The following is a 21961-nucleotide window of genomic DNA, read 5'->3' on the forward strand; positions in this document are numbered from 1 at the left end:
TCACGAGAACCCCCCGGACAGAGCCGAAGGGCCGTAGTGCGACGGTCCATTGGTGTGAGGTTCTCTCTCAGCCCGGGACTACGCTCGTCCATGACGACACCCTGCCCCCACCGTGAAAGCGGAGTTGCCGCCATGCCGTCCAATGACGCCCGGATCCTGCTCCAGGCTGCTGTGCCCACAGCCGCCGCCGGAGCTGTCGCAGCCGTGGTCAGTGGGGTGGTCGCCGGTGGCGATGGGGCTGTCGGGGCGGTTGTCGCGACACTGGTCGTGATCCTGTTCATGGGAATCGGTCTCTACGTTCTGCAGCGCACTGCCAAATCGCTTCCGCACCTGTTTCAGGCGATGGGCCTGATGCTCTACGCGGCCCAGATCCTGCTGCTGTTCGTCTTCCTCTCCATTTTCAAGAACACGACGCTGTTCAACCCCCGGGCCTTCGCGATCACGCTCGTGGTCGGCACTCTCGTGTGGATCGCCGCGCAGACGCGCGCCCACATGAAGGCCAAGATCCTCTATGTCGAACCCGATTCGGGCACCTCCTCGAAGGGTGATAAGCCCGAAAAGACGGGGCCCTCGTCGTGAGGGGTAGGGCCGGGATAAAGCCGCTTGAGAAGTCCTGCTATCGTCCGGTGCCAACTGCGGCATCGCGGGCGCGGGCATCTGAGCTGACGCCTGCTCAATCGCGAGGCGAGATGCCCCACAGCCGCCCCCCAATCCGTAACACCAGTCCCGTGCCGAACTGCGGCTGCACGCCGCGCCGACACAACGAGGTTGCCGTACCTATGCGCCACGATGAAGGAGCCCGCGGTGAGTGCTGACCCGACGCAGGTGCTCGCCTTCGACACGAACTGCCACCTCTTCGACGGATGTGGCTTCGACTCTGTCGCCCCGGGCCTGCACTCGTTCATGTTCGAGCCGCTCATGGGCGACGCGGACGGCAACGCCTTCTACTTCAACAAGCCGATGCTGCTCGCGCTGCTCGGTTCGATCATCGTGGTGGGCGTCTTCTGGGCCGCGTTCCGTAAGCCGACCGTCGTCCCGGGCAAGCTCCAGATGGTCGTCGAGGCCGGCTACGACTTCGTCCGCCGCGGCATCGTCTACGAGACGATCGGCAAGAAGGAGGGCGAGAAGTACGTCCCGCTCGCCGTCTCGCTGTTCTTCTTCATCTGGATGATGAACGTCTGGTCGATCGTCCCTGTCGCCGCCTTCCCGGTGACGTCGATCATCGCCTACCCGCTGGTCCTGGCCCTCATCGTCTACGTCCTGTGGGTCTCGCTGACCTTCAAGCGGCACGGATTCGTCGGCGCCTTCAAGAACTTCAGCGGCTACGACAAGTCGCTGGGCGCGGTGCTCCCGCTGTCCATGACGATCGAGCTCGCCTCGAACCTGCTGGTCCGTCCGTTCACGCACGCGGTGCGACTCTTCGCGAACATGTTCGCCGGTCACACCCTGCTGCTGCTGTTCACGATCGCCAGCTGGTACATGCTCAACGGCATCGGCATCGCGTACTCCGCCGTCTCGTTCGTGATGGTCATCGTGATGACGGCCTTTGAGCTCTTCATCCAGGCTGTTCAGGCGTACGTCTTCGTCCTCCTGACCTGCACCTTCATCCAGGGCGCGCTCGCCGAGCACCACTGAGCACCCCGATTTTCGAATCCCAGAGTCGTCCGGTGGCCAACCCCCGCCGGTCCGTTAAGAGAAGGAAGAACTGGCATGTCCAACCTCGCTGCTGTCACCGGTGACCTCGGCTCCGTCGGCTACGGTCTCGCCGCTATCGGCCCGGGCGTCGGCGTCGGCATCATCTTCGGTAACGGCACCCAGGCGCTGGCCCGTCAGCCCGAGGCTGCCGGTCTGATCCGTGCCAACCAGATCCTCGGCTTCGCCTTCTGTGAGGCGCTCGCCCTCATCGGTCTGGTCATGCCGTTCGTCTACTAAGACGAGCCTGACGACCGACTTTTTCGACGAAAGGCACTGACGTGAACGTCGCCATGATCCTGGCGCAGGAGGGGCACAAGGAGAACCCCCTCATTCCGCCGTGGCCGGAAGTTGTCATCGGCCTGATCGCCTTCGTCATCGTCTTCGGCTTCCTCGCCAAGAAGCTCCTCCCGAACATCAACAAGGTTCTGGAAGAGCGTCGCGAGGCCATCGAGGGCGGTATCGAGAAGGCGGAAGCCGCCCAGACCGAGGCCCAGAGCGTGCTGGAGCAGTACAAGGCCCAGCTCGCCGAGGCCCGGCACGAGGCCGCGCGTCTGCGCCAGGAGGCGCAGGAGCAGGGCGCCACGCTCATCGCCGAGATGCGCGCGGAAGGCCAGCGGCAGCGTGAGGAGATCGTCGCCGCCGGTCACGCCCAGATCGAGGCCGACCGCAAGGCTGCGTCCTCCGCGCTGCGCCAGGACGTCGGCAAGCTCGCCACCGAACTGGCAGGCAAGCTCGTCGGCGAGTCCCTCGAGGACCACGCCCGGCAGAGCCGTGTCATCGACCGCTTCCTCGAGGACCTCGAGGAGAAGGCCGAGGCCGCGCGATGAACGGAGCGAGCCGCGAGGCCCTGGCAGCCGCACGTGAGCGTCTCGACGCGCTGACGGACAACACGTCCGTCGACGCGGCCAAGCTCGCCGACGAGCTGGCCGCCGTCACCGCGCTGCTCGACCGCGAGGTGTCGCTGCGTCGGGTCCTCACCGACCCGGCGCAGGCCGGCGAGGCCAAGGCCGAGCTGGCTCAGCGCCTGCTCGGCGGCCAGGTCGGCGGCGAGGCCACCGACCTGCTGGCCGGCATGGTGCGTTCCCGCTGGTCGCAGTCCCGCGACCTGGTGGACGCGCTGGAGGAGCTGGCGAACACCGCCGACCTCACCGCCGCGCAGCGCACGGGCAAGCTCGACGATGTCGAGGACGAACTGTTCCGGTTCGGCCGGATCGTCGCCTCGAGCACCGAGCTGCGTGCCGCGCTGACCAACCGCGCCGCCACGGTGTCGGCCAAGAGCGAGCTGCTGCGCAGCCTGCTCGGCGGCCGGGCCAAGGCGACCACCGAGCGTCTGGTGACGCGTCTTGTGACCGCGCCGCGTGGACGTAGCCTGGAGTCGGGACTGGAGTCCCTGTCCAAGCTCGCCGCTGAGCGCCGGGACCGCATGGTGGCCATCGTCACCTCGGCGGTGCCGCTGAGCGACCCGCAGAAGCAGCGCCTGGGTGCCGCCCTCGCGAAGCTCTACGGCCGCCAGATGCACCTCAACCTCGACGTGGACCCCGAGGTCGTCGGCGGAATCCGGGTGCAGGTCGGTGACGAGGTCATCAACGGCTCCCTCGCGGATCGCATCGAGGACGCCGGCCGCCGACTGGCGAGCTAGCAGCAACTTCATAGCAAGAGCAGTACGTACTTACGACGGCCCATGTTGGGCCGTGCAGAGGATTCACCTCTTTTACGGGGGGAGTCCCCATCCCCCCAAAGTGAAACTTCGGGCCCAACAAGGAGAGCAGGGAACCCAGATGGCGGAGCTCACGATCCGGCCGGAGGAGATCCGGGACGCGCTGGAGAACTTCGTCCAGTCGTACAAGCCGGACGCGGCCTCGCGCGAGGAGGTCGGTACGGTCACCCTTGCCGGCGACGGCATCGCGAAGGTCGAGGGCCTGCCCTCGGCCATGGCCAACGAACTGCTGAAGTTCGAGGACGGCACCCTCGGACTCGCGCTCAACCTGGAAGAGCGCGAGATCGGCGCCGTCATCCTCGGTGAGTTCAGCGGCATCGAGGAGGGTCAGCCGGTCTCCCGTACCGGTGAGGTCCTCTCCGTGGCTGTCGGCGAGGGTTACCTCGGCCGCGTCGTCGACCCGCTCGGCAACCCGATCGACGGCCTCGGCGAGATCGAGACGTCCGGCCGCCGCGCCCTCGAGCTGCAGGCTCCGGGCGTCATGGCCCGTAAGTCGGTGCACGAGCCGATGGAGACCGGCTACAAGGCCGTCGACGCGATGACCCCGATCGGCCGTGGTCAGCGTCAGCTGGTCATCGGTGACCGCCAGACCGGCAAGACCGCCCTGGCCGTCGACACGATCATCAACCAGCGCGACAACTGGCGCTCGGGCGACGTGAACAAGCAGGTCCGCTGCATCTACGTCGCCATCGGCCAGAAGGGCTCGACCATCGCGTCGGTCCGCCGCGCGCTGGAGGAGAACGGCGCGCTGGAGTACACGACCATCGTCGCCGCCCCGGCGTCCGACCCGGCCGGCTTCAAGTACCTGGCGCCGTACACCGGTTCGGCCATCGGCCAGCAGTGGATGTACGAGGGCAAGCACGTCCTCATCATCTTCGACGACCTCTCGAAGCAGGCCGACGCCTACCGCGCCGTGTCCCTGCTGCTGCGCCGCCCGCCGGGCCGTGAGGCCTACCCGGGTGACGTCTTCTACCTGCACTCCCGTCTGCTGGAGCGCTGCGCGAAGCTCTCCGACGACATGGGCGCCGGTTCGATGACGGGTCTGCCGATCGTCGAGACCAAGGCCAACGACGTCTCGGCGTTCATCCCGACCAACGTCATCTCCATCACCGACGGCCAGTGCTTCCTGGAGTCGGACCTGTTCAACGCCGGTCAGCGCCCCGCGCTGAACGTCGGTATCTCCGTCTCCCGAGTCGGTGGTTCCGCGCAGCACAAGGCGATGAAGCAGGTCTCCGGCCGTCTCCGTCTGGACCTGGCCCAGTACCGCGAGCTGGAGGCGTTCGCCGCCTTCGGTTCCGACCTGGACGCTGCGTCGAAGGCGCAGCTGGAGCGTGGTTCGCGTCTGGTCGAGCTGCTCAAGCAGGCTCAGTACCAGCCGATGGCCACCGAGGACCAGGTCGTCTCGGTCTGGGGTGCCACCACCGGCAAGATGGACGACGTTCCGGTCAACGACATCCGCCGCTTCGAGAAGGAGCTCCTCGAGTACCTGCACCGCAAGGAGCAGGGCCTCATGACCTCCATCAAGGAGGGCGGCAAGATGTCGGACGACACCCTCACCGCTGTTGCCGACGCGATCGCCGACTTCAAGAAGCAGTTCGAGACCTCGGACGGCAAGCTTCTCGGCGAGGACGCCTCGGCCTCCGGCAAGTGACGTAAGGAAGGGACCTGACTCATGGGAGCCCAGCTCCGGGTCTACAAGCGTCGCATCCGATCCGTCACCGCGACCAAGAAGATCACCAAGGCGATGGAGATGATCGCCGCCTCGCGCGTCGTCAAGGCGCAGCGCAAGGTGGCGGCCTCCACGCCGTACGCGACCGAGCTCACCCGCGCGGTCACGGCGGTCGGTACCGGCTCGAACACCAAGCACCCGCTGACCACGCAGGCCGAGACGGTCACGCGGTCCGCGGTGCTGCTCCTGACGAGCGACCGCGGTCTCGCCGGCGCCTTCAACGCGAACGCCATCAAGATCGCGGAGCAGCTGACCGCGCGTCTTGAGCACGAGGGCCAGGAGGTCGAGATCTACATCGTCGGCCGCCGTGGTGTCGCCCACTACAACTTCCGTGAGCGCAAGATCGCGGAGTCGTGGAGCGGCTTCACCGACGAGCCGTCGTACGCGGACGCCAAGAAGGTCGCGGCGCCGCTGATCGAGGCGATCGAGAAGGACACGGCCGAGGGCGGCGTGGACGAACTCCACATCGTCTTCACCGAGTTCGTCTCGATGATGACGCAGACGGCCCTCGACGACCGTCTGTTGCCGCTCAGCCTCGAAGAGGTGGCCAAGGAGTCCGCGCCCTCGGGCGAGATCCGCCCGCTGTACGACTTCGAGCCCTCGGCGGAGGACGTCCTCGACGCCCTGCTGCCGCGCTACGTGGAGAGCCGTATCTACAACGCGCTGCTCCAGTCGGCCGCCTCCAAGCACGCCGCCACGCGGCGCGCGATGAAGTCGGCCACCGACAACGCGGGAGAGCTCATCGAGACGCTCTCGCGGCTTGCCAACGCGGCCCGCCAGGCCGAAATCACCCAGGAAATCAGCGAGATCGTCGGTGGCTCCGCAGCCCTGGCCGACGCGACCGCGGGGAGTGACAGGTAATGACGACGACAGTTGAGACGGCCGTTGCCACGGGCCGCGTCGCCCGGGTCATCGGCCCGGTCGTCGACGTGGAATTCCCCGTCGACGCCATGCCGGAGATCTACAACGCCCTTCACGTCGAGGTGGCCGACCCGGCCAAGGACGGCGAGAAGAAGACGCTGACCCTGGAGGTCGCCCAGCACCTGGGTGACGGCCTGGTCCGCACGATCTCGATGCAGCCCACCGACGGTCTGGTCCGCCAGGCCCCGGTCACCGACACCGGTGCCTCCATCACGGTGCCCGTCGGTGACTTCACCAAGGGCAAGGTGTTCAACACCCTCGGTGAGGTGCTGAACGTCGACGAGAGCTACGACGGCGAGCGCTGGGGCATCCACCGCAAGGCGCCGAACTTCGACGAGCTCGAGTCGAAGACCGAGATGTTCGAGACCGGCGTCAAGGTCATCGACCTTCTCACCCCGTATGTCAAGGGTGGAAAGATCGGTCTGTTCGGTGGTGCCGGTGTCGGCAAGACGGTGCTCATCCAGGAGATGATCTACCGCGTCGCCAACAACCACGACGGTGTCTCCGTGTTCGCCGGTGTCGGTGAGCGCACCCGTGAGGGCAACGACCTCATCGAGGAGATGGCCGAGTCGGGCGTCATCGACAAGACCGCCCTGGTCTTCGGTCAGATGGACGAGCCCCCGGGCACCCGTCTGCGCGTCGCGCTGGCCGGCCTCACCATGGCCGAGTACTTCCGTGACGTCCAGAAGCAGGACGTGCTGTTCTTCATCGACAACATCTTCCGCTTCACGCAGGCCGGTTCCGAGGTCTCGACCCTGCTCGGCCGGATGCCCTCCGCGGTGGGTTACCAGCCGAACCTGGCCGACGAGATGGGTCTCCTCCAGGAGCGCATCACCTCGACCCGTGGTCACTCGATCACCTCGATGCAGGCGATCTACGTCCCCGCGGACGACCTGACCGACCCGGCCCCGGCCACCACGTTCGCCCACCTCGACGCGACGACGGTGCTGTCCCGTCCGATCTCCGAGAAGGGCATCTACCCGGCCGTGGACCCGCTGGACTCCACGTCCCGGATCCTGGACCCGCGCTACATCGCGGCGGACCACTACAACACCGCCATGCGCGTCAAGGGGATCCTGCAGAAGTACAAGGACCTCCAGGACATCATCGCGATCCTCGGCATCGACGAGCTCGGCGAGGAGGACAAGCTGGTCGTCCAGCGTGCCCGCCGTGTCGAGCGCTTCCTGTCCCAGAACACCCACGTCGCCAAGCAGTTCACCGGCGTGGACGGCTCGGACGTGCCGCTGGACGAGTCGATCACCGCGTTCAACGCGATCATCGACGGTGACTTCGACCACTTCCCGGAGCAGGCATTCTTCCTCTGCGGTGGTATCGAGGACCTGAAGAAGAACGCGAAGGAGCTGGGCGTCTCCTGACGCACCGGTGCTTGTGAGCCTTGTGCTCTTGGTGAGGGGGCGGGGCACGTCCCGCCCCCTCTTCCATGCCTATTAGACTTGTAACCAACACCCGGCAGAACCCGCCGGGTGGTGACCCGAGGAGCCACCTTGGCTGCTGAGCTGCACGTCGCGCTGGTCGCCGCCGACCGTGAGGTCTGGTCGGGCCAGGCCACCCTGGTCGTCGCGCGTACCACGTCCGGCGACATCGGCGTCATGCCCGGTCACCAGCCGCTGCTCGGTGTGCTGGAGTCGGGCCCGGTGACCATCCGTACGAGTGAAGGTGGAACCGTCATCGCCGCGGTGCACGGCGGTTTCGTCTCCTTCGCTGACGACAAGCTGTCGCTGCTGGCCGAGATCGCCGAGCTGTCGGACGAGATCGATGTCCAGCGCGCGGAGCGGGCGCTGGAGCGCGCGCAGTCCGACGACGATGCCTCCGCCGAGCGCCGCGCGGAGGTCCGTCTGCGGGCGGCGACGGCGCGCTGACCCCTGGAGGTACCTCCCGGGCCCTTTAGGCTCTGGAGGGAGCGCACGCGAAGACGTCACTCAGCCGCGGCTGGGACCGGAGCAATCCGGTGCCGGTCGCGGCTGAGGCAGATATGGAAGTTTTTTCCGTTCCGTTACCTAGGAGACGAGGAGGTCGGTGTCGATGGTCCTCGCTCTGACTGTGTGCGGAATCGTCGTCGCCCTCGTGGTGCTGGGGTTGTTCGTCTTCGGCCTGCGCCGAAGGCTCATCCAGCGCTCGGGCGGCACTTTCGACTGTTCCCTGCGCTGGGACGTGCCGGAGAAACCCGATACCAGCGGCAAGGGCTGGAGCTACGGCGTCGCCCGCTACAACGGCGACCGTATCGAGTGGTACCGCGTCTTCTCCTACGCCTATCGCCCGCGCCGCATCCTGGAGCGTTCCGCCATCGAGGTGGCCGGCCGCCGGGTGCCCGACGGCGAGGAGGAACTGGCGCTGCTCTCCGATGCGGTGATCCTCACCTGTCTCCATCGGGGCACCCGCCTCGAACTCGCCATGAGCGAAGACGCGCTGACCGGATTTCTCGCGTGGCTGGAAGCAGCCCCGCCCGGTCAGCGCGTCAATGTTGCTTAAGGGCCTACTTCAGCCCGCTGTTGATGGCGGTCACCAGCTCACCGTTGCTGGTGTCGCCGCTGAACTCCCAGAAGAACGCGCCGCCGAGGCCCTGGTTCTTGGCCCAGGTCATCTTTCCGGCGATGGTCGACGGGGTGTCGTAGGACCACCAGTTGTTGCCGCAGTGCGCGTAGGCCGTGCCTGCGATGGTGCCGGTCGACGGGCACGAGTTCTTGAGGACCTTGTAGTCCTCGATGCCCGCCTCGTAGGTGCCGGGGGCCGCGCCGGTCGCCGAGCCGCCGGGGGCGGACTGGGTGACGCCGGTCCAGCCGCGGCCGTAGAAGCCGATGCCGAGGAGCAGCTTGGCGGACGGGACGCCCTTCGACTTCAGCTTGGCGATCGCGTCGGCGGAGTTGAAGCCCGCCTGCGGGATGCCGGCGTACGAGGTCAGCGGCGAGTGCGGGGCGGTCGGACCGTCCGCGTCGAAGGCGCCGAAGTAGTCGTACGTCATCACGTTGTACCAGTCGAGGTACTGGGCGGCGCCGCCGTAGTCGGCCGCGTCGATCTTGCCGCCGTTGGAGCCGTCGGCGGTGATGGCAGCGGTGACCAGGTAGTTGGAGCCGAACTCGGTGCGCAGGGCGGACATCAGGTTCTTGAACGCGGCAGGTCCTGAGGTGTCGCAGGTCAGGCCGCAGGCGTTCGGGTACTCCCAGTCGATGTCGATGCCGTCGAAGACGTCGGCCCAGCGCGGGTCCTCCACGACGGCCTTGCAGGACTTGGCGAACGCCGCCGCGTTGGCCGCCGCCTGGCCGAAGCCGCCGGAGTAGGTCCAGCCGCCGAACGAGTACAGCACCTTGATGTGCGGGTACTTGGCCTTCAGCTGGCGCAGCTGGTTGAAGTTGCCGCGCAGCGGCTGGTCCCAGGTGTCCGCGGCGCCGCTGACGGACTGGTCGGCGGTGTAGGCCTTGTCGTAGGCGGCGTAGGTGTCGTCGACGGTGCACTGACCGTTCTTGACGTTGCCGAAGGCGTAGTTGATGTGGGTGATCTTCGAGGCGGAGCCCGAGGTCACCAGGTTCTTGACGTGGTAGTTGCGGCCGTAGACGCCCCATTCGGTGAAGTACCCGAGGTTGATCTTCGCGCCGGGGTTCGGGTCGGTGCCGCCGCCGGTGGTGCGCACCGCGCGGGCGCCACTGGCCGGACCGGTCTGGTCGGCGGTGTCGCGGGCCTGGACGGTGTAGGAGTAGTCGGTGCCGGCGGTCAGACCGCTGTCGGTGTACGACGTGGCCGTCACCGTCGCGACCTTGGTGCCGTCGCGCAGGACGTCGTAGTTCTTGATGCCCTTGTCGTCGGTGGCGGCCGACCAGCTCAGCTTCACCGAGGTGTTGGTGATGTCGGAGGCGCTGGGCGTGCCGGGAGCGGACGGCGGGTTGTCGCCGGGGACGCTGCCGCCGTCACAACTGCCGCCGTTGAGCTTGCAGTTGGCGGGGGAGCCGGTGCCGGTGCCGTTGAAGCCGAAGGTGACGGAGGCGCCGGGGGCGAGGGAGCCGTTCCAGGACTTGTTCTTGGCGGTCCAGTGGGTGCCGGAGGAGGTGACGTCGGCGTCCCAGGCGGAGGTGACGGACGTGCCGGAGGGGAAGTCCCATTCGACGGTCCAGGAGCTGAGGGCGGTCGTGCCGGTGTTCTTCACCGTCCACTTGCCCTCGAATCCGGAGCCCCAGTCCTGGGTCTTGGCGTAGGTGGCGGTGGCGGACGTGGCGGCTTCGGCCGGGCTCGCGAGGCCGACCAGACCGGCCAGCGGGAGCAGCAGGGTCGCGAACCCTGCCACAGCTCTGTGTCTGAAGCGCATGCTGCGCCTCCTTGATGGGGAGTCACGGGGCGCGACTGAGCCTCACGCCCACTCATGGTGCGGTGAGAATAGAAAGGTCTGGACCACCGGTCAATAGGTCTGGACCAGTTCCGAGGCGTAAACCTCAGATCCCCAACTCCTGCGCCAATACGGCCGCTTGGACCCGGCTGCGCAGCTCCAGTTTCCCCAGCAATCGGCTGACATGTGTCTTTACGGTCGCCTCTGCCATGTCGAGCCGGGACGCGATGCCGGCGTTCGACAGGCCCTCGCCCAGGCAGGACAGCACCTCGCGTTCGCGCCGGGTGAGGCTGTCCAGGACGGACAGGTCGGCCTTCGGCTCCCGCACGGGCTTCGCGGCGAACTCCGAGATCAGGCGCCGGGTGACGGCCGGGGCGATGAGGCCCTCGCCGCGCGCCACCGTGCGTACCGCCTCCAGCAGGTCCTTGGCGTCGGTGTTCTTGAGCAGGAACCCGGACGCGCCCGCCCGCAGCGCCCCGAACACGTACTCGTCGAGGTCGAAGGTGGTCAGCACGAGCACGTCGGCCAGCCCCTCGGCGACGACCTGCCGGGTGGCCGACACCCCGTCCAGGCGCGGCATCTGTACGTCCATCAGCACCAGGTCGGGCCGCAGTTCACGGGCCCGGGCCACCGCCTGCTCACCGTCCGCCGCCTCGCCGACCACCTCGATGTCGGGCGCGCTGCGCAGGATGAGGACCAGGCCGGCGCGGACGGCGGACTGGTCCTCGGCGACGAGCACGCGGATCATGCGGGGTCTCCTTCGACCGTGTCGGTGACGGGGAGGGCGGCGCGTACGGCCCATACCTTGCCGTCCGGCGAGTCCTCGGGGCCGGCCTCGAAGGTGCCGTCCAGCAGCGCGACGCGTTCGCGCATGCCGACCAGACCGGCACCGGAGCCGGGGGCGCGCGGGCCGTCACGGTCGCCGTACGGGCTGGTCACCGTCACGGTGAGTGAGCCGTCCCGCCGGGCGAGGGACACGGTGACCCGGCCCGGGCCGGCGTGCTTGAGGGCGTTGGTCAGCGATTCCTGCACGATGCGGTATGCGGCGAGTTCGACGGGCGTGGGGACGGTGCCGGGGTCCGCGTCGAGGTGGACGTCGAGGCCGTTGGTGCGGGCGCCCTCGACCAGTGCGTCCAGGCCGTCGAGCGTGGGGGCGGCGACCGGCTCGGTGTCGCCACTGGAGTCGCGCAGGATGCCGATGAGCCGGCGCATCTCGGCGAGGCCCTCGACGCTGTTCTCGCGGATGACCGTCAGGGCGTCCCGGGAGGTCTTCGGATCGTCGAGGGAGAGCGCGGCGGTGGAGTGGATGGCGATGGCGGAGAGGTGGTTGGCGACCATGTCGTGCAACTCGCGTGCCATGCGCGAGCGTTCCGACGTCACGGCCTGCGTGCGGTCCATCTCGGCGAGCAGCGCGGTCTGTTCGGCGCGCAGCCGGGCGGCCTCGGCGGCGTCACGGTGGTTGCGCACGATCCAGCCCGTGGCGGCGGGCCCGTACGCCACGACTCCCACGACCACGCCGATCAGCAGCGCCTCCGGTTCGCGCCACACCGCGAACGGCACCAGTGTCGCGGCCACCGTGAGCAGGCCGGTGATCCACTGGATGCGGCGGGCCGAGGCGAGCGGGCCGTACAGCACGGCCGCGTAGACGATGTCGGTGAACATCAGGACCGTGGCCAGATTGCCCTGCGTCACGACGTCCGCGCAGATCGCGACCGAGCCGATCAGCAGGGCTGTGCGCGGGGCCGCCCGGCGCAGCAGCTCGCAGCAGGCCATGACAGCGAGCGGCACCATGATGGGCCAGGGGCCGTCGAAGAGCGTGATCGGGTCGTCGGAGGGCCGGGTGCCCAGGCCGATGCCCACCAGCAGCAGGCCGCCGAGCAGCCCGCCGACAGCGATGTACACGTCGAAGCGGCGGGGGCGGGGGAGGAGCATGGCTCCATCCAACACGGTGTGTGCGGTCCGCGCCTGATTCCCGGGAAGGGTCCTGGACTGCATCCTTCGATGTACCGCGAGTTCGTCAGTGGCGACGACGAAAGCCGCCGGTCCCGACGGGAGCCTGGAAGGGTGACCGAAGGGAGCAAGTTGTGATCGTCGCCCTCATCATCGCCTGCGAGGTCGGCTTCTGGGTGCTGCTGGCCCTGGGCCTCGCCGTCCGCTACCTGCTGAAGTGGCGCCGTACGAGCGTGGTGCTGCTGCTGTGCGAGCCGGTGCTGGAGCTGGTCCTGTTCGTCGCGGCCGCCATCGATCTGAAGAACGGCTCCGACCCGAGCTGGAAGCATGGCCTCGCGGCGCTGTACATCGGCTACACCGTGGCCTTCGGCCACTACACGATCCGCTGGCTGGACGGCCACGCGGCCCACCGCCTGGGCGGCGCCCCGCCTCCGCGCAAGCCTCCGCGTTACGGCAGCGCCCGCGCCCGCCACGAAGCCAAGCTGTGGATGCGGGCCGTGTACGGCGGCGCGGTGGCACTGGGCCTGCTCCAGCTCGCCGTCTGGTACGTCGGCGACGACGGCGACGTCAGCTCCCTGCGCAGCTTCCAGTGGGTGGCGATCCGTACGGTCGGCATCTACGGCCTGATCGCCCTGTCGTACACGATCTGGCCGCGTAAGGCGCCGGCCGGCGAGGAGGCGCGGGATCAGCTCACGACGGAGACGGAGAAGGAGCGGGTGGAGTCGTGAGCCAGGCGTCGAGGAACCTGCTGGAGGGCGCCGCCACCTTCTTGGTCGGCCTGCCGCTGTGGCTGTTCACCGAGGACGTGGAGGTTCCGGTGATCACCTTGACGAAGGTCGGCCTGGTGATGATGTGCGTCGGCGGCGCCCTGGTCGCACTGGGCCTGTTCCAACGGGCGCGAGCGAGCGCCTAGCGCTCCCCGCCCGGCACCCACAGCACGTCCCCGACCTCCTTGTTCGCCGTCCTCGCGAGGATGAACAGGAGGTCGGACAGGCGGTTCAGATAGGTCGCCGTCAGCGGGTTCATCACCTCACCGTGGACCTCCAGCGCCGCCCACGTCGAGCGCTCGGCCCGGCGTACGACCGTGCAGGCCTGGTGCAGCAGAGCGGCGCCCGGCGTGCCGCCCGGCAGGATGAAGGACCGCAGCTTCTCCAGCTGTTCGTTGAAGTGGTCGCAGTCGGCTTCCAGCTTGTCGATGTAGAACTGCTCGACCCGCAGGGGCGGGAACTCGGGGTTCTCGACCACCGGCGTCGACAGGTCCGCGCCCACGTCGAACAGGTCGTTCTGCACGCGGGTGAGGACCTTGACGACCTCCTCGTCGAGCCCGCCCAGCGCGATGGCGGTGCCGAGCACCGCATTGGCCTCGTTGGCGTCGGCGTACGCCGAGATCCGCAGATCGGTCTTGGCGACCCGGCTCATGTCGCCGAGGGCGGTGGTGCCCTGGTCGCCGGTCCTGGTGTAGATGCGCGTCAGATTGACCATGTGGCCAGCGTAGTTACGCTCCGGCGGTTCGGAACACGCGTGTGCCGACCGTCACGGCCAGTCCGGCGAAGGCGACGGCGACCAGGACGCCGTACAGCATGGGCGTCGTCGCGTACGAGCCGATGTACGCGTCGCGCACGGCGTCCACCAGATAGCGGAACGGCACGAAGTGCGACAACACGTCCAGCCACGTCGGTCCCAGTGTCATCGGCAGCATCAGGCCCGACAGCAGCATCATCGGCATCGTCATGGCGTTGATCGCCGGGCCGAACTCCTGCGGGGTGCGGACCTTCATGGCGAGCGCGTACGACAGCGAGGCGAGCGACACCGTCAGCAGCCCGACGAACGCGAAGCCGATCAGCACGCCGGGCAGGGGAGCCCTCAGGCCCATCACCAGCGCCGCGAGCACCAGCAGCACCGCCTGGAAGACGAACACCGTGGCATCGCGCAGCACCCGGCCCAGCAGCAGCGCGAGTCGGCTGACGGGCGTCACCCGCATCCGCTCCACCACCCCCTGGCCCTTCTCGATGATGATCGAGAACCCGGCGAACGACGCCCCGAACAGGCCGAGTTGAAGCAGCAGCCCCGGGACGAGGACCTGCCACGAACTGCCCTCCCCGCCCAGCGGCAGATCCGTCAGCAGCGGGCCGAAGAACAGCAGGTACAGCAGCGGCATCAGCACGCCGAAGAGCAGGGCGAAGCGGGAGCGCAGGGACTGACGGAGATAGCGGCCGTAGATCAGGGCCGTGTCGTGCAGCAGCATCAGAGGGGGTCCTAAACGGCTACGGGGGCGGCGTCGGCCGGGGCGGGACCGCGGCCGGTGATGGCGAGGAACGTGTCCTGGAGGCTTGCGTCGATCGAGCCGCCGTACTCCAGCTTCAGCGCGGTCGGCGTGCCCTCGGCCACGACCACGCCCCGGTCGACGACGACCAGGCGGTCGGCGAGGGCGTCGGCCTCGTCGAGGTAGTGGGTCGTCAGGAACACCGTGGTGCCCTGCTCGTCGCGCAGGCGCCGGATCAGGTCCCACAGGTCGGCGCGGCTGCCGGGGTCGAGCCCGGTCGTCGGCTCGTCGAGGAACAGGACCTTCGGGCGGTGCGTGAGTGCCATCGCGATGTCGAGGCGTCGGCGCTGGCCGCCGGAGAGGGCGCCGGCCTTGCGGTCGAGCAGGTCGGCCAGGCCCAGGTCGCGGGTCAACTCCTCGGCGCGCCCGGCCGCCTGCGCCTTCGTCAGGCGGTACAGCCGGCCCTGGGTGACCAGCTCCTCCCGCACGCTGATCTGCGGGTCGACCCCGCCCGACTGGGCCACGTAACCGCTCGCCCGCCGTACCCCGGCGGGGTCGGTCGCGAGATCGCAGCCCGCCACGGTGGCCGCGCCCCCGGTGGGCGCCAGCAGGGTCGTCAGCATCCGCAGGGTCGTCGTCTTGCCGGCCCCGTTCGGTCCCAGGAAGCCGAGGATCTCGCCCTCGCGCACGGTCAGGTCGATGCCGCGCACGGCCTCCACCGGGCCGAGCTTGGTCTGGAAGGTACGGGCCAGTCCGGCCGTACTGATGATTGGCATGGCCCCAGAAAAACAGACTCTCTTAAAGTTTGCAATGACCCCAAAGTTTTAGTGACCCCATCGAAGTTAGGATGGGGTCATGGCTGAAGGGCTCAGGGAGCGGAAGAAGCGCGAGACGAGGCAGCGGATCTCGGACATCGCCACCGGGCTGTTCCTGGAGCACGGCTTTGTGACCGTGACCATCGCGGAGGTGGCGGAGGCCGCCGACGTCTCCGTGAACACCGTCTACAACTACTTCCCGGCGAAGGAGGACCTCTTCTTCGACCGCTCCGCCGGTGTCGTCGATCAGCTCTCGCGCTGGGTGCGCGGCCGGGAGGACGGGGAGCCGGCCGTCCGGGCCGTACTGCGCGAACTGCGCGCCGAGGTCGAGGCGGTCTCGCCCCGGATCGGCCTCCTCGAGGGCTACGACCGCTTCATGCGCTGCATCCAGGAGGCGCCGCCGCTGCGCTCCCGGCTGTGGAGCATGCAGCAGGAGATCCACGACCACCTGGCGTCGACCCTGCGCGAGGAGACCGGCGCGGACGCCGCCGACCCGTTGCCGGGGCTGATCGCCGGTCAGATCGCCTGGATCCACCAGACGGTGTTCGTCCGCATCGGGCAGGAGATGGCCGCCGGGCGCAATCCGGGCAAAGTGTCACGAGAGATGCTGGTCCTTCTCGACGGCATCGAGGAGCTGTTGGGCGAGAAGGTGCTCAACTACGCCGTCCGTGGCGCGTAATGGCCCGTGCCGGTGTGATGTCCGTCAAGTGAGACGTGACTCGCGTTACTAACCGGTCACACAGTCCCTCACGAGCGCTAAGGTCCGCCGAAGAGCAACCTAAACAGGGTGTAAGGCGTTTCAAAGGGGAGTCGCAACAGTGGCACGGAAGCTTGCCGTCATCGGCGCCGGCTTGATGGGTTCCGGGATCGCTCAGGTCTCCGCTCAGGCGGGCTGGGACGTGGTCCTGCGTGACGTCACCGACGAGGCGTTGAAGCGCGGCACCGACGGCATCAAGGCGTCGTACGACAAGTTCGTCAGCAAGGGCAAGCTGGAGGCGCACGACGCCGACGCCGCCCTGGCCCGTATCACCGCGACCACCGACCTGGACGCCGCCGCCGACGCGGACATCGTCGTCGAGGCCGTCTTCGAGAAGCTCGAAGTCAAGCACGAGATCTTCCGCGCCCTCGACAAGGTCGTACGCGAGGACACCGTGCTCGCCTCCAACACGTCCGCCATCCCGATCACCAAGATCGCGGCCGCCACCGAGCGCCCCGAGCGGGTCGTGGGTGTGCACTTCTTCTCGCCGGTCCCGATGATGCAGCTGTGCGAGCTGGTCCGCGGTTACAAGACGAGCGACGAAACCCTCGCCACCGCACGTGAGTTCGCCGAGTCCGTCGGCAAGACCTGCATCGTCGTCAACCGGGATGTCGCCGGGTTCGTGACGACCCGCCTCATCTCCGCGCTCGTCGTCGAGGCCGCCAAGCTCTACGAGTCGGGTGTCGCCACCGCCGAGGACATCGACCTCGCCTGCAAGCTGGGCTTCGGTCACGCCATGGGGCCCCTCGCCACGGCCGACCTCACCGGCGTCGACATCCTGCTGCACGCCACCAGCAACATCTACACCGAGTCCCAGGACGAGAAGTTCGCCCCGCCGGAGCTGATGCGCCGGATGGTGGACGCGGGTGACATCGGACGCAAGAGCGGGCAAGGCTTTTACAGCTACTGAGGTTTCGTAGACCACCGCACAGCCCCCCGGCGCGTCACGCGATGGGGTGAATTCGGTATCGGTTCGCTTACAGACGGCAACCTCTGACCGCTCAACGCAGTCAGAGGTTGCATCACCGGCCACAACGAAGACTCATAGCCAACACAGACACAGGCACATACGCAGACAACACATCGCGGAGCACGAACGCACGCTTGGGGAGCGCATATGCACATCAGGGGCGACCACGCCGAACTGGTCGTCGGGGGCGTCCTCGACGTCCGCAGCGCGGCGGACGCCCGTACGGTCCTGCACTCGGCCGTCGATGACGGAGTCGGCGATCTGGTGCTCGACCTGTCCGAGCTGGTCTCCTGGGACGCCACCGGACTCGGGGTGATCATGGGGGCCCACCGGCGGGCCGGCCGCTGCGGCCGGCGCCTGGTGCTGCGCGGCGTACCGCCGCAGATGCAGCGCCTGCTGGTGGCCACCCGGCTGCACCGGATCCTGGCGATCGAGGGCGGCATCGGGGTGGAGTCCCTGCCCCGGGTGTGACACCCGGCACGGGTGGGGCGGGACAGGCGGACGTTCCGGTTGCGAATCGTACGTCGCGAACAATTCTCACGAGACTGTGATGTCTCGGGCGGCGCGGTACCCCGAGCTGTCGTAGATACTGTGCGAAGGTTTAGGGTTCGGCTGCCCGCTGCCTAGACAAACCCCTTCGAGCGGGCCCGGACCAGAAGCGACAGCGTGGTGTGCAAAGGCCGGGAGGGGCCGCAAACGCACACGAGACGCTTTTGGGGGGCTTGAACCGATGGACCCGAACACCCGGGGACCCGAGGAGCACGGCCATGACGGCGACGGCCAGTCGTCCCGCCAGCGCCCGCCCAGGGATCCCCTCACACCCGACTTCGGACAGCACTCGCCCGCACTGGCCCGCACGGTGCAGTTGGTCTCGGGCGACTTCCTGCTCACCGTCAACCCCGTCGACGGCAGCGAGATCGAGGCCTGCCCGCCGGCGGAGCGGCCCTCGCGGCCCGAGAAGCTGACCCCGGCCGAACGCGCCGAGGTCGACCGCGCCGCCAGACCACCCGTGCCGCCCGGCCCGACCCGTCCCGCCCAGCCGCTCCTGGCCCGCCAGGACGAGCGCGAACAGCTGGTACGGATGCTGGCCCGCGGCCGCTCCGTACGTCTGGTCGGCTCGCCGGGCGCCGGCCGCACCAGCCTCCTCGACCTCGTCGCCGAGGACTGCGAGGACCTCGCCCCCGACGGCGTGGTCCGCCTCACCGGCTACCGCCGCACGCCCGCCGATCTGCTGTACGAGCTCTTCTACTCCGTCTACGGCGCGCCCCTGCACCGTCCGGATCAGGACGAACTGCTCGGCTTCGTGCGTGAGATCGGCGCGGTCGTCGTCCTGGACGACATCGAGTTCGGCGGCGCCGCGTTCGACGAGCTGCTGGACGCGACCCCCGAGTGCGCGTTCCTGATCGGCGCAACGCCCGACATCCCCGCGCCCTCCACCGAGTCCGGCATCGAGGAGGTCGTCCTCGGCGGCCTCGAGCGTGCCGACAGCGTGGAGCTGCTGGAGCGCCAGGTCGGCCGGGTCCTCACCGAGGACGAGGCGAACTGGGCGGGCGACCTGTGGTTCGAGTCGGAGGGCCTGCCGCTGCGGTTCGTCCAGGCCGGAGCCCTGCTGCGGCAGCGGGACCGGCTGCGGGCCGGCGCGGACGCCGTCGACGAGTACGGCGTCTTCGAGGACGCGCGGCCGGTCGACGCCCCCTTCGACACGCCTGTCGACGGGCCGTTCGGCACCGAGAGCGGCGGCGTGGAGACACCTTTGCCGTCGCTCGGCGAGGCGGCAGGGCCCGCTCCGCTGCTCGCCTCACGGCTCAGCGCCTCGGCCCGCGCCACCCTGAAGTTCGCCGTCGCGCTCGGCGGTGAAGTGCCGCACCAGGCGCATCTGCCGGCCCTGGTCGGCGACACCCACGCGGACGCCGCCCTCGGCGAGCTGGCCGACTGCGGGCTGGTCACGCCGGTCGGTTCCCGCTACCGCCTCGCCGCCGGCGTACAGGCCCAGCTGGAGGCCGCCGGATACACCGAGGACGTCCGGGAAGGCGCCCTCGCCGCCGCGCGGCACTACGCCTGGTGGGCCGGGCACCCCTCGGTCACACCGGAGCGGGTCGCCGCAGAGGCGGACGCGGTGCTCGCCGCCCTCGCAGTCCTCGTACCGGGCACCACACCGCCCGCCGAGGGCGAGGAGAGCCCGACCGTGCAGCTGGCCCGCACGGCGGCGCCCGCGTTCGCGGCGGGGCTGTACTGGAGTGCCTGGGAGCGGGCCCTGCGGGCCGGCGCCGAGGCCGCGCGCCTGGCCGGTGACGTGACCGAACAGGCCTATTTCCACCACGAGCTGGGCATCCTCGCGCTCTGCGGCGGCCAGCTGGACCGGGCCCGCGCCGAGCTGGAGACCTCCATCGGCCTGCGCGGCGCCCTCGCCGACAAGCGCGGCACGGTCGCGGGCCGTCGCGCCCTCGCCCTGGTCTCGGACCGCTCCGGTACGACGCCGGGAGTGGCCGCGTTCGGCGCGACGGCGGGGGAGGAGGTGCCGGACGCGCGGTACGAGGAGTCGCAGTCGCCGCCCGGCGGCGTACCGGCCGCTTTCCTGCCCGCCGGTGACGCCACGACGCTGGTCACGCACCGGGCCTCGGCGGTGTCCCCGTCGTCCCCGGCCTCGCACAAGGGCCGCGGCGGTGTCCGGGGGTTCGCGCGTCGCAACCTCGTCGCGGCCGGCGCGGGCGCACTGCTCGTGGCCGTGCTCGGCACGGTGGTGACGCTCGGCGCCACGTCCGACAACGACCCCGACGGCCCGGCCACCCAGGTCGGCCCCAACCCGTCCGCCAGCCAGGGCGTCGGCGACGACAGCCTCGGCGCCGACAAGGCGGAGGGCGACGACGGGGAGGGCTCCGGCGACACGGGCACCCCCACCAGCCGCCCGACCGACCCGGGCCCCGACGGGACGTACGGCACCTCGGACGACCCGACACCGACCGACGGTGAGACGGATCCGTCGGACGACCCGAGCGGGACGCAGGGGCCGGGCGGCGGTCCGTCGAACTCGCCGAAGCCGCCGTCGTCGACGTCGAAGCCGCCGACCTCGCCCAAGCCGCCCACCGAGACGGAGACCGAGGACCCGACGGACCCGCCGACCGAGGAGCCGACCGACCCGCCGACCGAGACGCCGACGGACCCGCCGACCTCGCCGACGGACACCCCGACCAGCTCGACGTCGGCCAGCGGCCCGGCCTCCTCCAGCCCGGCGGAGACCACCAGTTCGGCATCTGCTCCGCAGAGCACGGACGAGGGCTCGCCCAGCAGCGGCTCCGACTCCCTGATCTGACGCCCGCTTCCGGACAAGAGGGCCGGGTCCATCCTCAGGACCCGGCCCTCTTCGTCGTACAACTGCCGAGAACGGCGCGTCAGAACAACCGCAGCTTGTCGTCCTCGATGCCCCGCATCGCGTCGTAGTCCAGCACCTGGCAGCCGATGCCGCGGTCCGTCGCCAGGACCCGGGCCTGCGGCTTGATCTCCTGGGCCGCGAAGATGCCGCGGACCGGCGCGAGATGGGGATCGCGGTTCAACAGCTCCAGATAGCGCGTGAGTTGCTCCACGCCGTCGATCTCGCCGCGCCGCTTGATCTCCACCGCGACCGTCCGGCCCTCGGCGTCCCGGCACAGGATGTCGACCGGGCCGATCGCGGTCATGTACTCGCGGCGGATGAGCGTGTAGCCCTCGCCGAGGGTCTCGATGCGGTCGGCGAGGAGCTCCTGGAGGTGCGCTTCCACGCCGTCCTTGATCAGGCCGGGGTCCACGCCGAGTTCGTGCGAGGAGTCGTGGAGGACTTCCTCCATCGTGATGATCAGCTTCTCGCCCGCTTTGTTGATGACCGTCCAGACGTCCTTCTGCTCGCCGTCACCCTCCTTCAGGGTGCAGGGCGGCGACATCCAGTTCAGGGGCTTGTAGGCCCGGTCGTCCGCGTGGATCGAGACGCTGCCGTCCGCCTTGACCAGGATCAGACGGGGCGCCGAGGGCAGGTGGGCGGTGAGCCGGCCCGCGTAGTCGACGGAGCATCGGGCAATGACGAGACGCATGGTCCGCAACGCTACTCGACGGGCCGGTGTCGACGCGATTCGCCCTGGGAGAGTCCGTAAGACCCCGGACTGCCCCTGTTCATTTCTGGCCGATTGTGCGCCTAACGAGGACCGCCCATGTACGCAATCTCCTGGTGCCGTCACCGTCTGTTGCCTACCGTATTAAACGGGAGGTCGCGAGGCGTGTACGCAGAGTGTTCGGTATCGCGAACTTCCCCTATCTGTCCGGCAACCCCCGCTGCTGCGGGGGTGCGAGAGGAGAACCCATGTCGCTCGACGTCTCACCGGCCCTACTCGAACAGGCCGAGCGAGGCGAGGTCGACGAAGCCGCCTTCGTCGACTGCGTCCGGACCTCCCTGCCCTATGCGTGGGAGATGATCAGCTCCCTGGTGGCCCAGCTGAAGGTCGACGGCGGCTCGTTCGCCGACAACCAGACGCCCCCGCCGGACGAGCAGGCACGTGGCCAGCTGCTGCGTGCGCTTGCGAGTGACGCGATACGCGGCGCGCTGCAGCGGCACTTCGGGGTGCGACTGGCCTTCCAGAACTGCCACCGGGTGGCGGTGTTCCCGCTTGACGCCTCGGTCGACGAGACGCTGACCCGCTTCACCTCGGTCCGCAGTCAGGTGATGAACCAGTCGCCGGAATTCAGGGACTGCTGACGCAGTAGCCGTTTGCTTGCCGCTCCGTACGCGGGAGGTGCGATCAGTACTGGGGCGGCAAGCCCTCTGACGGACCGGGACGTTGACTCGC

24 protein-coding genes are annotated in these 21961 nt (G+C 68.9%); 17 read left to right on the forward strand and 7 right to left on the reverse strand.

Going from position 1 to position 21961, the window contains the following annotated elements:
- The first annotated feature begins 132 nt into the window (after positions 1-132).
- From ACZ7M7_RS11350 to ACZ7M7_RS11395, 10 genes are all read left to right on the forward strand, one after another.
- On the forward strand, positions 133-579 hold the full coding sequence (locus tag ACZ7M7_RS11350) for a hypothetical protein (protein ID WP_389449952.1): 447 nt from the start codon (positions 133-135) through the stop codon (positions 577-579).
- A gap of 210 nt (positions 580-789) precedes the next feature.
- Positions 790-1635 carry a F0F1 ATP synthase subunit A gene (gene atpB / locus ACZ7M7_RS11355; protein ID WP_472115059.1) on the forward strand — a complete coding sequence of 282 codons (846 nt, stop codon included), beginning with the start codon at positions 790-792 and terminating at the stop codon, positions 1633-1635.
- Positions 1636-1710: 75 nt separating this feature from the next.
- Positions 1711-1932: an ATP synthase F0 subunit C gene (gene atpE / locus ACZ7M7_RS11360; RefSeq protein ID WP_004925497.1), complete on the forward strand. Its 222-nt coding sequence runs from the start codon at positions 1711-1713 to the stop codon at positions 1930-1932.
- 53 nt (positions 1933-1985) lie between these two features.
- The gene (locus tag ACZ7M7_RS11365; protein WP_383603721.1) at positions 1986-2522 is read left to right on the forward strand and encodes a F0F1 ATP synthase subunit B; all 537 of its coding nucleotides are present in this window, start codon (positions 1986-1988) and stop codon (positions 2520-2522) included.
- Positions 2519-3334, forward strand: coding sequence for a F0F1 ATP synthase subunit delta (locus ACZ7M7_RS11370; protein ID WP_472115062.1), 816 nt, complete (start codon positions 2519-2521; stop codon positions 3332-3334). The genes ACZ7M7_RS11365 and ACZ7M7_RS11370 overlap by 4 nt, the downstream gene beginning before the upstream one ends.
- A gap of 139 nt (positions 3335-3473) precedes the next feature.
- Complete coding sequence (gene atpA, locus ACZ7M7_RS11375; RefSeq protein WP_472115065.1) at positions 3474-5063, forward strand: F0F1 ATP synthase subunit alpha; 1590 nt, start codon at positions 3474-3476, stop codon at positions 5061-5063.
- 21 nt (positions 5064-5084) lie between these two features.
- Positions 5085-6002, forward strand: coding sequence for a F0F1 ATP synthase subunit gamma (locus ACZ7M7_RS11380; protein WP_383602578.1), 918 nt, complete (start codon positions 5085-5087; stop codon positions 6000-6002).
- The gene (gene atpD / locus ACZ7M7_RS11385) at positions 6002-7438 is read left to right on the forward strand and encodes a F0F1 ATP synthase subunit beta (RefSeq protein WP_389449939.1); all 1437 of its coding nucleotides are present in this window, start codon (positions 6002-6004) and stop codon (positions 7436-7438) included. The genes ACZ7M7_RS11380 and atpD overlap by 1 nt, the downstream gene beginning before the upstream one ends.
- 129 nt (positions 7439-7567) lie before the next feature.
- Complete coding sequence (locus ACZ7M7_RS11390) at positions 7568-7942, forward strand: F0F1 ATP synthase subunit epsilon (protein ID WP_328423388.1); 375 nt, start codon at positions 7568-7570, stop codon at positions 7940-7942.
- Positions 7943-8105: 163 nt separating this feature from the next.
- A complete protein-coding gene (locus ACZ7M7_RS11395) occupies positions 8106-8552 on the forward strand; it encodes a DUF2550 domain-containing protein (RefSeq protein WP_062709764.1) in 447 nt (148 codons plus the stop codon).
- A 4-nt stretch (positions 8553-8556) separates the two neighbouring features.
- Here the strand turns inward: ACZ7M7_RS11395 and ACZ7M7_RS11400 are convergent, their stop codons facing one another.
- The 3 genes from ACZ7M7_RS11400 to ACZ7M7_RS11410 form a co-directional block, all read right to left on the reverse strand.
- A complete protein-coding gene (locus ACZ7M7_RS11400) occupies positions 8557-10377 on the reverse strand; it encodes a glycosyl hydrolase family 18 protein (protein WP_383602572.1) in 1821 nt (606 codons plus the stop codon).
- Positions 10378-10501: 124 nt separating this feature from the next.
- Positions 10502-11143 (reverse strand): response regulator, encoded by a 642-nt coding sequence (locus ACZ7M7_RS11405; RefSeq protein ID WP_472115071.1) that lies wholly within the window; start codon positions 11141-11143, stop codon positions 10502-10504.
- Positions 11140-12390: a sensor histidine kinase gene (locus tag ACZ7M7_RS11410; RefSeq protein WP_472115074.1), complete on the reverse strand. Its 1251-nt coding sequence runs from the start codon at positions 12388-12390 to the stop codon at positions 11140-11142. Before ACZ7M7_RS11410 ends, ACZ7M7_RS11405 begins: the two co-directional genes overlap by 4 nt.
- Before the next feature lie 89 nt (positions 12391-12479).
- On the opposite strand from ACZ7M7_RS11410, the gene ACZ7M7_RS11415 reads away from it, so the two are divergent.
- Together ACZ7M7_RS11415 and ACZ7M7_RS11420 are read left to right on the forward strand one after the other, a co-directional pair.
- The gene (locus ACZ7M7_RS11415; protein WP_362380514.1) at positions 12480-13073 is read left to right on the forward strand and encodes a hypothetical protein; all 594 of its coding nucleotides are present in this window, start codon (positions 12480-12482) and stop codon (positions 13071-13073) included.
- Positions 13070-13258 (forward strand): DUF5708 family protein, encoded by a 189-nt coding sequence (locus ACZ7M7_RS11420; RefSeq protein ID WP_383602563.1) that lies wholly within the window; start codon positions 13070-13072, stop codon positions 13256-13258. The genes ACZ7M7_RS11415 and ACZ7M7_RS11420 overlap by 4 nt, the downstream gene beginning before the upstream one ends.
- On the opposite strand, the gene ACZ7M7_RS11425 is transcribed toward ACZ7M7_RS11420, so the two are convergent.
- From ACZ7M7_RS11425 to ACZ7M7_RS11435, 3 genes are read right to left on the reverse strand one after another with little or no spacing between them, the layout of a single operon-like run.
- Complete coding sequence (locus ACZ7M7_RS11425; protein WP_383602560.1) at positions 13255-13827, reverse strand: cob(I)yrinic acid a,c-diamide adenosyltransferase; 573 nt, start codon at positions 13825-13827, stop codon at positions 13255-13257. The genes ACZ7M7_RS11420 and ACZ7M7_RS11425 overlap by 4 nt on opposite strands.
- A gap of 13 nt (positions 13828-13840) precedes the next feature.
- On the reverse strand, positions 13841-14590 hold the full coding sequence (locus ACZ7M7_RS11430) for an ABC transporter permease (protein ID WP_383602557.1): 750 nt from the start codon (positions 14588-14590) through the stop codon (positions 13841-13843).
- An 11-nt stretch (positions 14591-14601) separates the two neighbouring features.
- Positions 14602-15384 (reverse strand): ABC transporter ATP-binding protein, encoded by a 783-nt coding sequence (locus ACZ7M7_RS11435; protein WP_472115079.1) that lies wholly within the window; start codon positions 15382-15384, stop codon positions 14602-14604.
- A gap of 79 nt (positions 15385-15463) precedes the next feature.
- On the opposite strand from ACZ7M7_RS11435, the gene ACZ7M7_RS11440 reads away from it, so the two are divergent.
- From ACZ7M7_RS11440 to ACZ7M7_RS11455, 4 genes are all read left to right on the forward strand, one after another.
- Positions 15464-16102, forward strand: coding sequence for a TetR/AcrR family transcriptional regulator (locus tag ACZ7M7_RS11440; RefSeq protein ID WP_383633158.1), 639 nt, complete (start codon positions 15464-15466; stop codon positions 16100-16102).
- Between the two features lie 139 nt (positions 16103-16241).
- Entirely contained in the window at positions 16242-17090 is an 849-nt protein-coding gene (locus ACZ7M7_RS11445; RefSeq protein ID WP_427839899.1) for a 3-hydroxyacyl-CoA dehydrogenase family protein, read from the forward strand.
- 207 nt (positions 17091-17297) lie between these two features.
- A complete protein-coding gene (locus ACZ7M7_RS11450; RefSeq protein ID WP_062717671.1) occupies positions 17298-17621 on the forward strand; it encodes an STAS domain-containing protein in 324 nt (107 codons plus the stop codon).
- A gap of 259 nt (positions 17622-17880) precedes the next feature.
- Positions 17881-20460, forward strand: a complete 2580-nt coding sequence (locus ACZ7M7_RS11455; protein WP_472115083.1) for an ATP-binding protein — start codon at positions 17881-17883, stop codon at positions 20458-20460.
- 79 nt (positions 20461-20539) lie between these two features.
- On the opposite strand, the gene nucS is transcribed toward ACZ7M7_RS11455, so the two are convergent.
- Positions 20540-21211 (reverse strand): endonuclease NucS, encoded by a 672-nt coding sequence (gene nucS / locus ACZ7M7_RS11460; protein WP_369273432.1) that lies wholly within the window; start codon positions 21209-21211, stop codon positions 20540-20542.
- Between the two features lie 266 nt (positions 21212-21477).
- Here nucS and ACZ7M7_RS11465 point away from each other — a divergent pair, with 266 nt between their 5' ends.
- Positions 21478-21870, forward strand: coding sequence for an SCO5389 family protein (locus ACZ7M7_RS11465; RefSeq protein WP_383602543.1), 393 nt, complete (start codon positions 21478-21480; stop codon positions 21868-21870).
- The last annotated feature ends 91 nt before the right edge of the window (positions 21871-21961 follow it).

It is taken from the genome of Streptomyces sp. NPDC111606 (genome assembly GCF_055656945.1).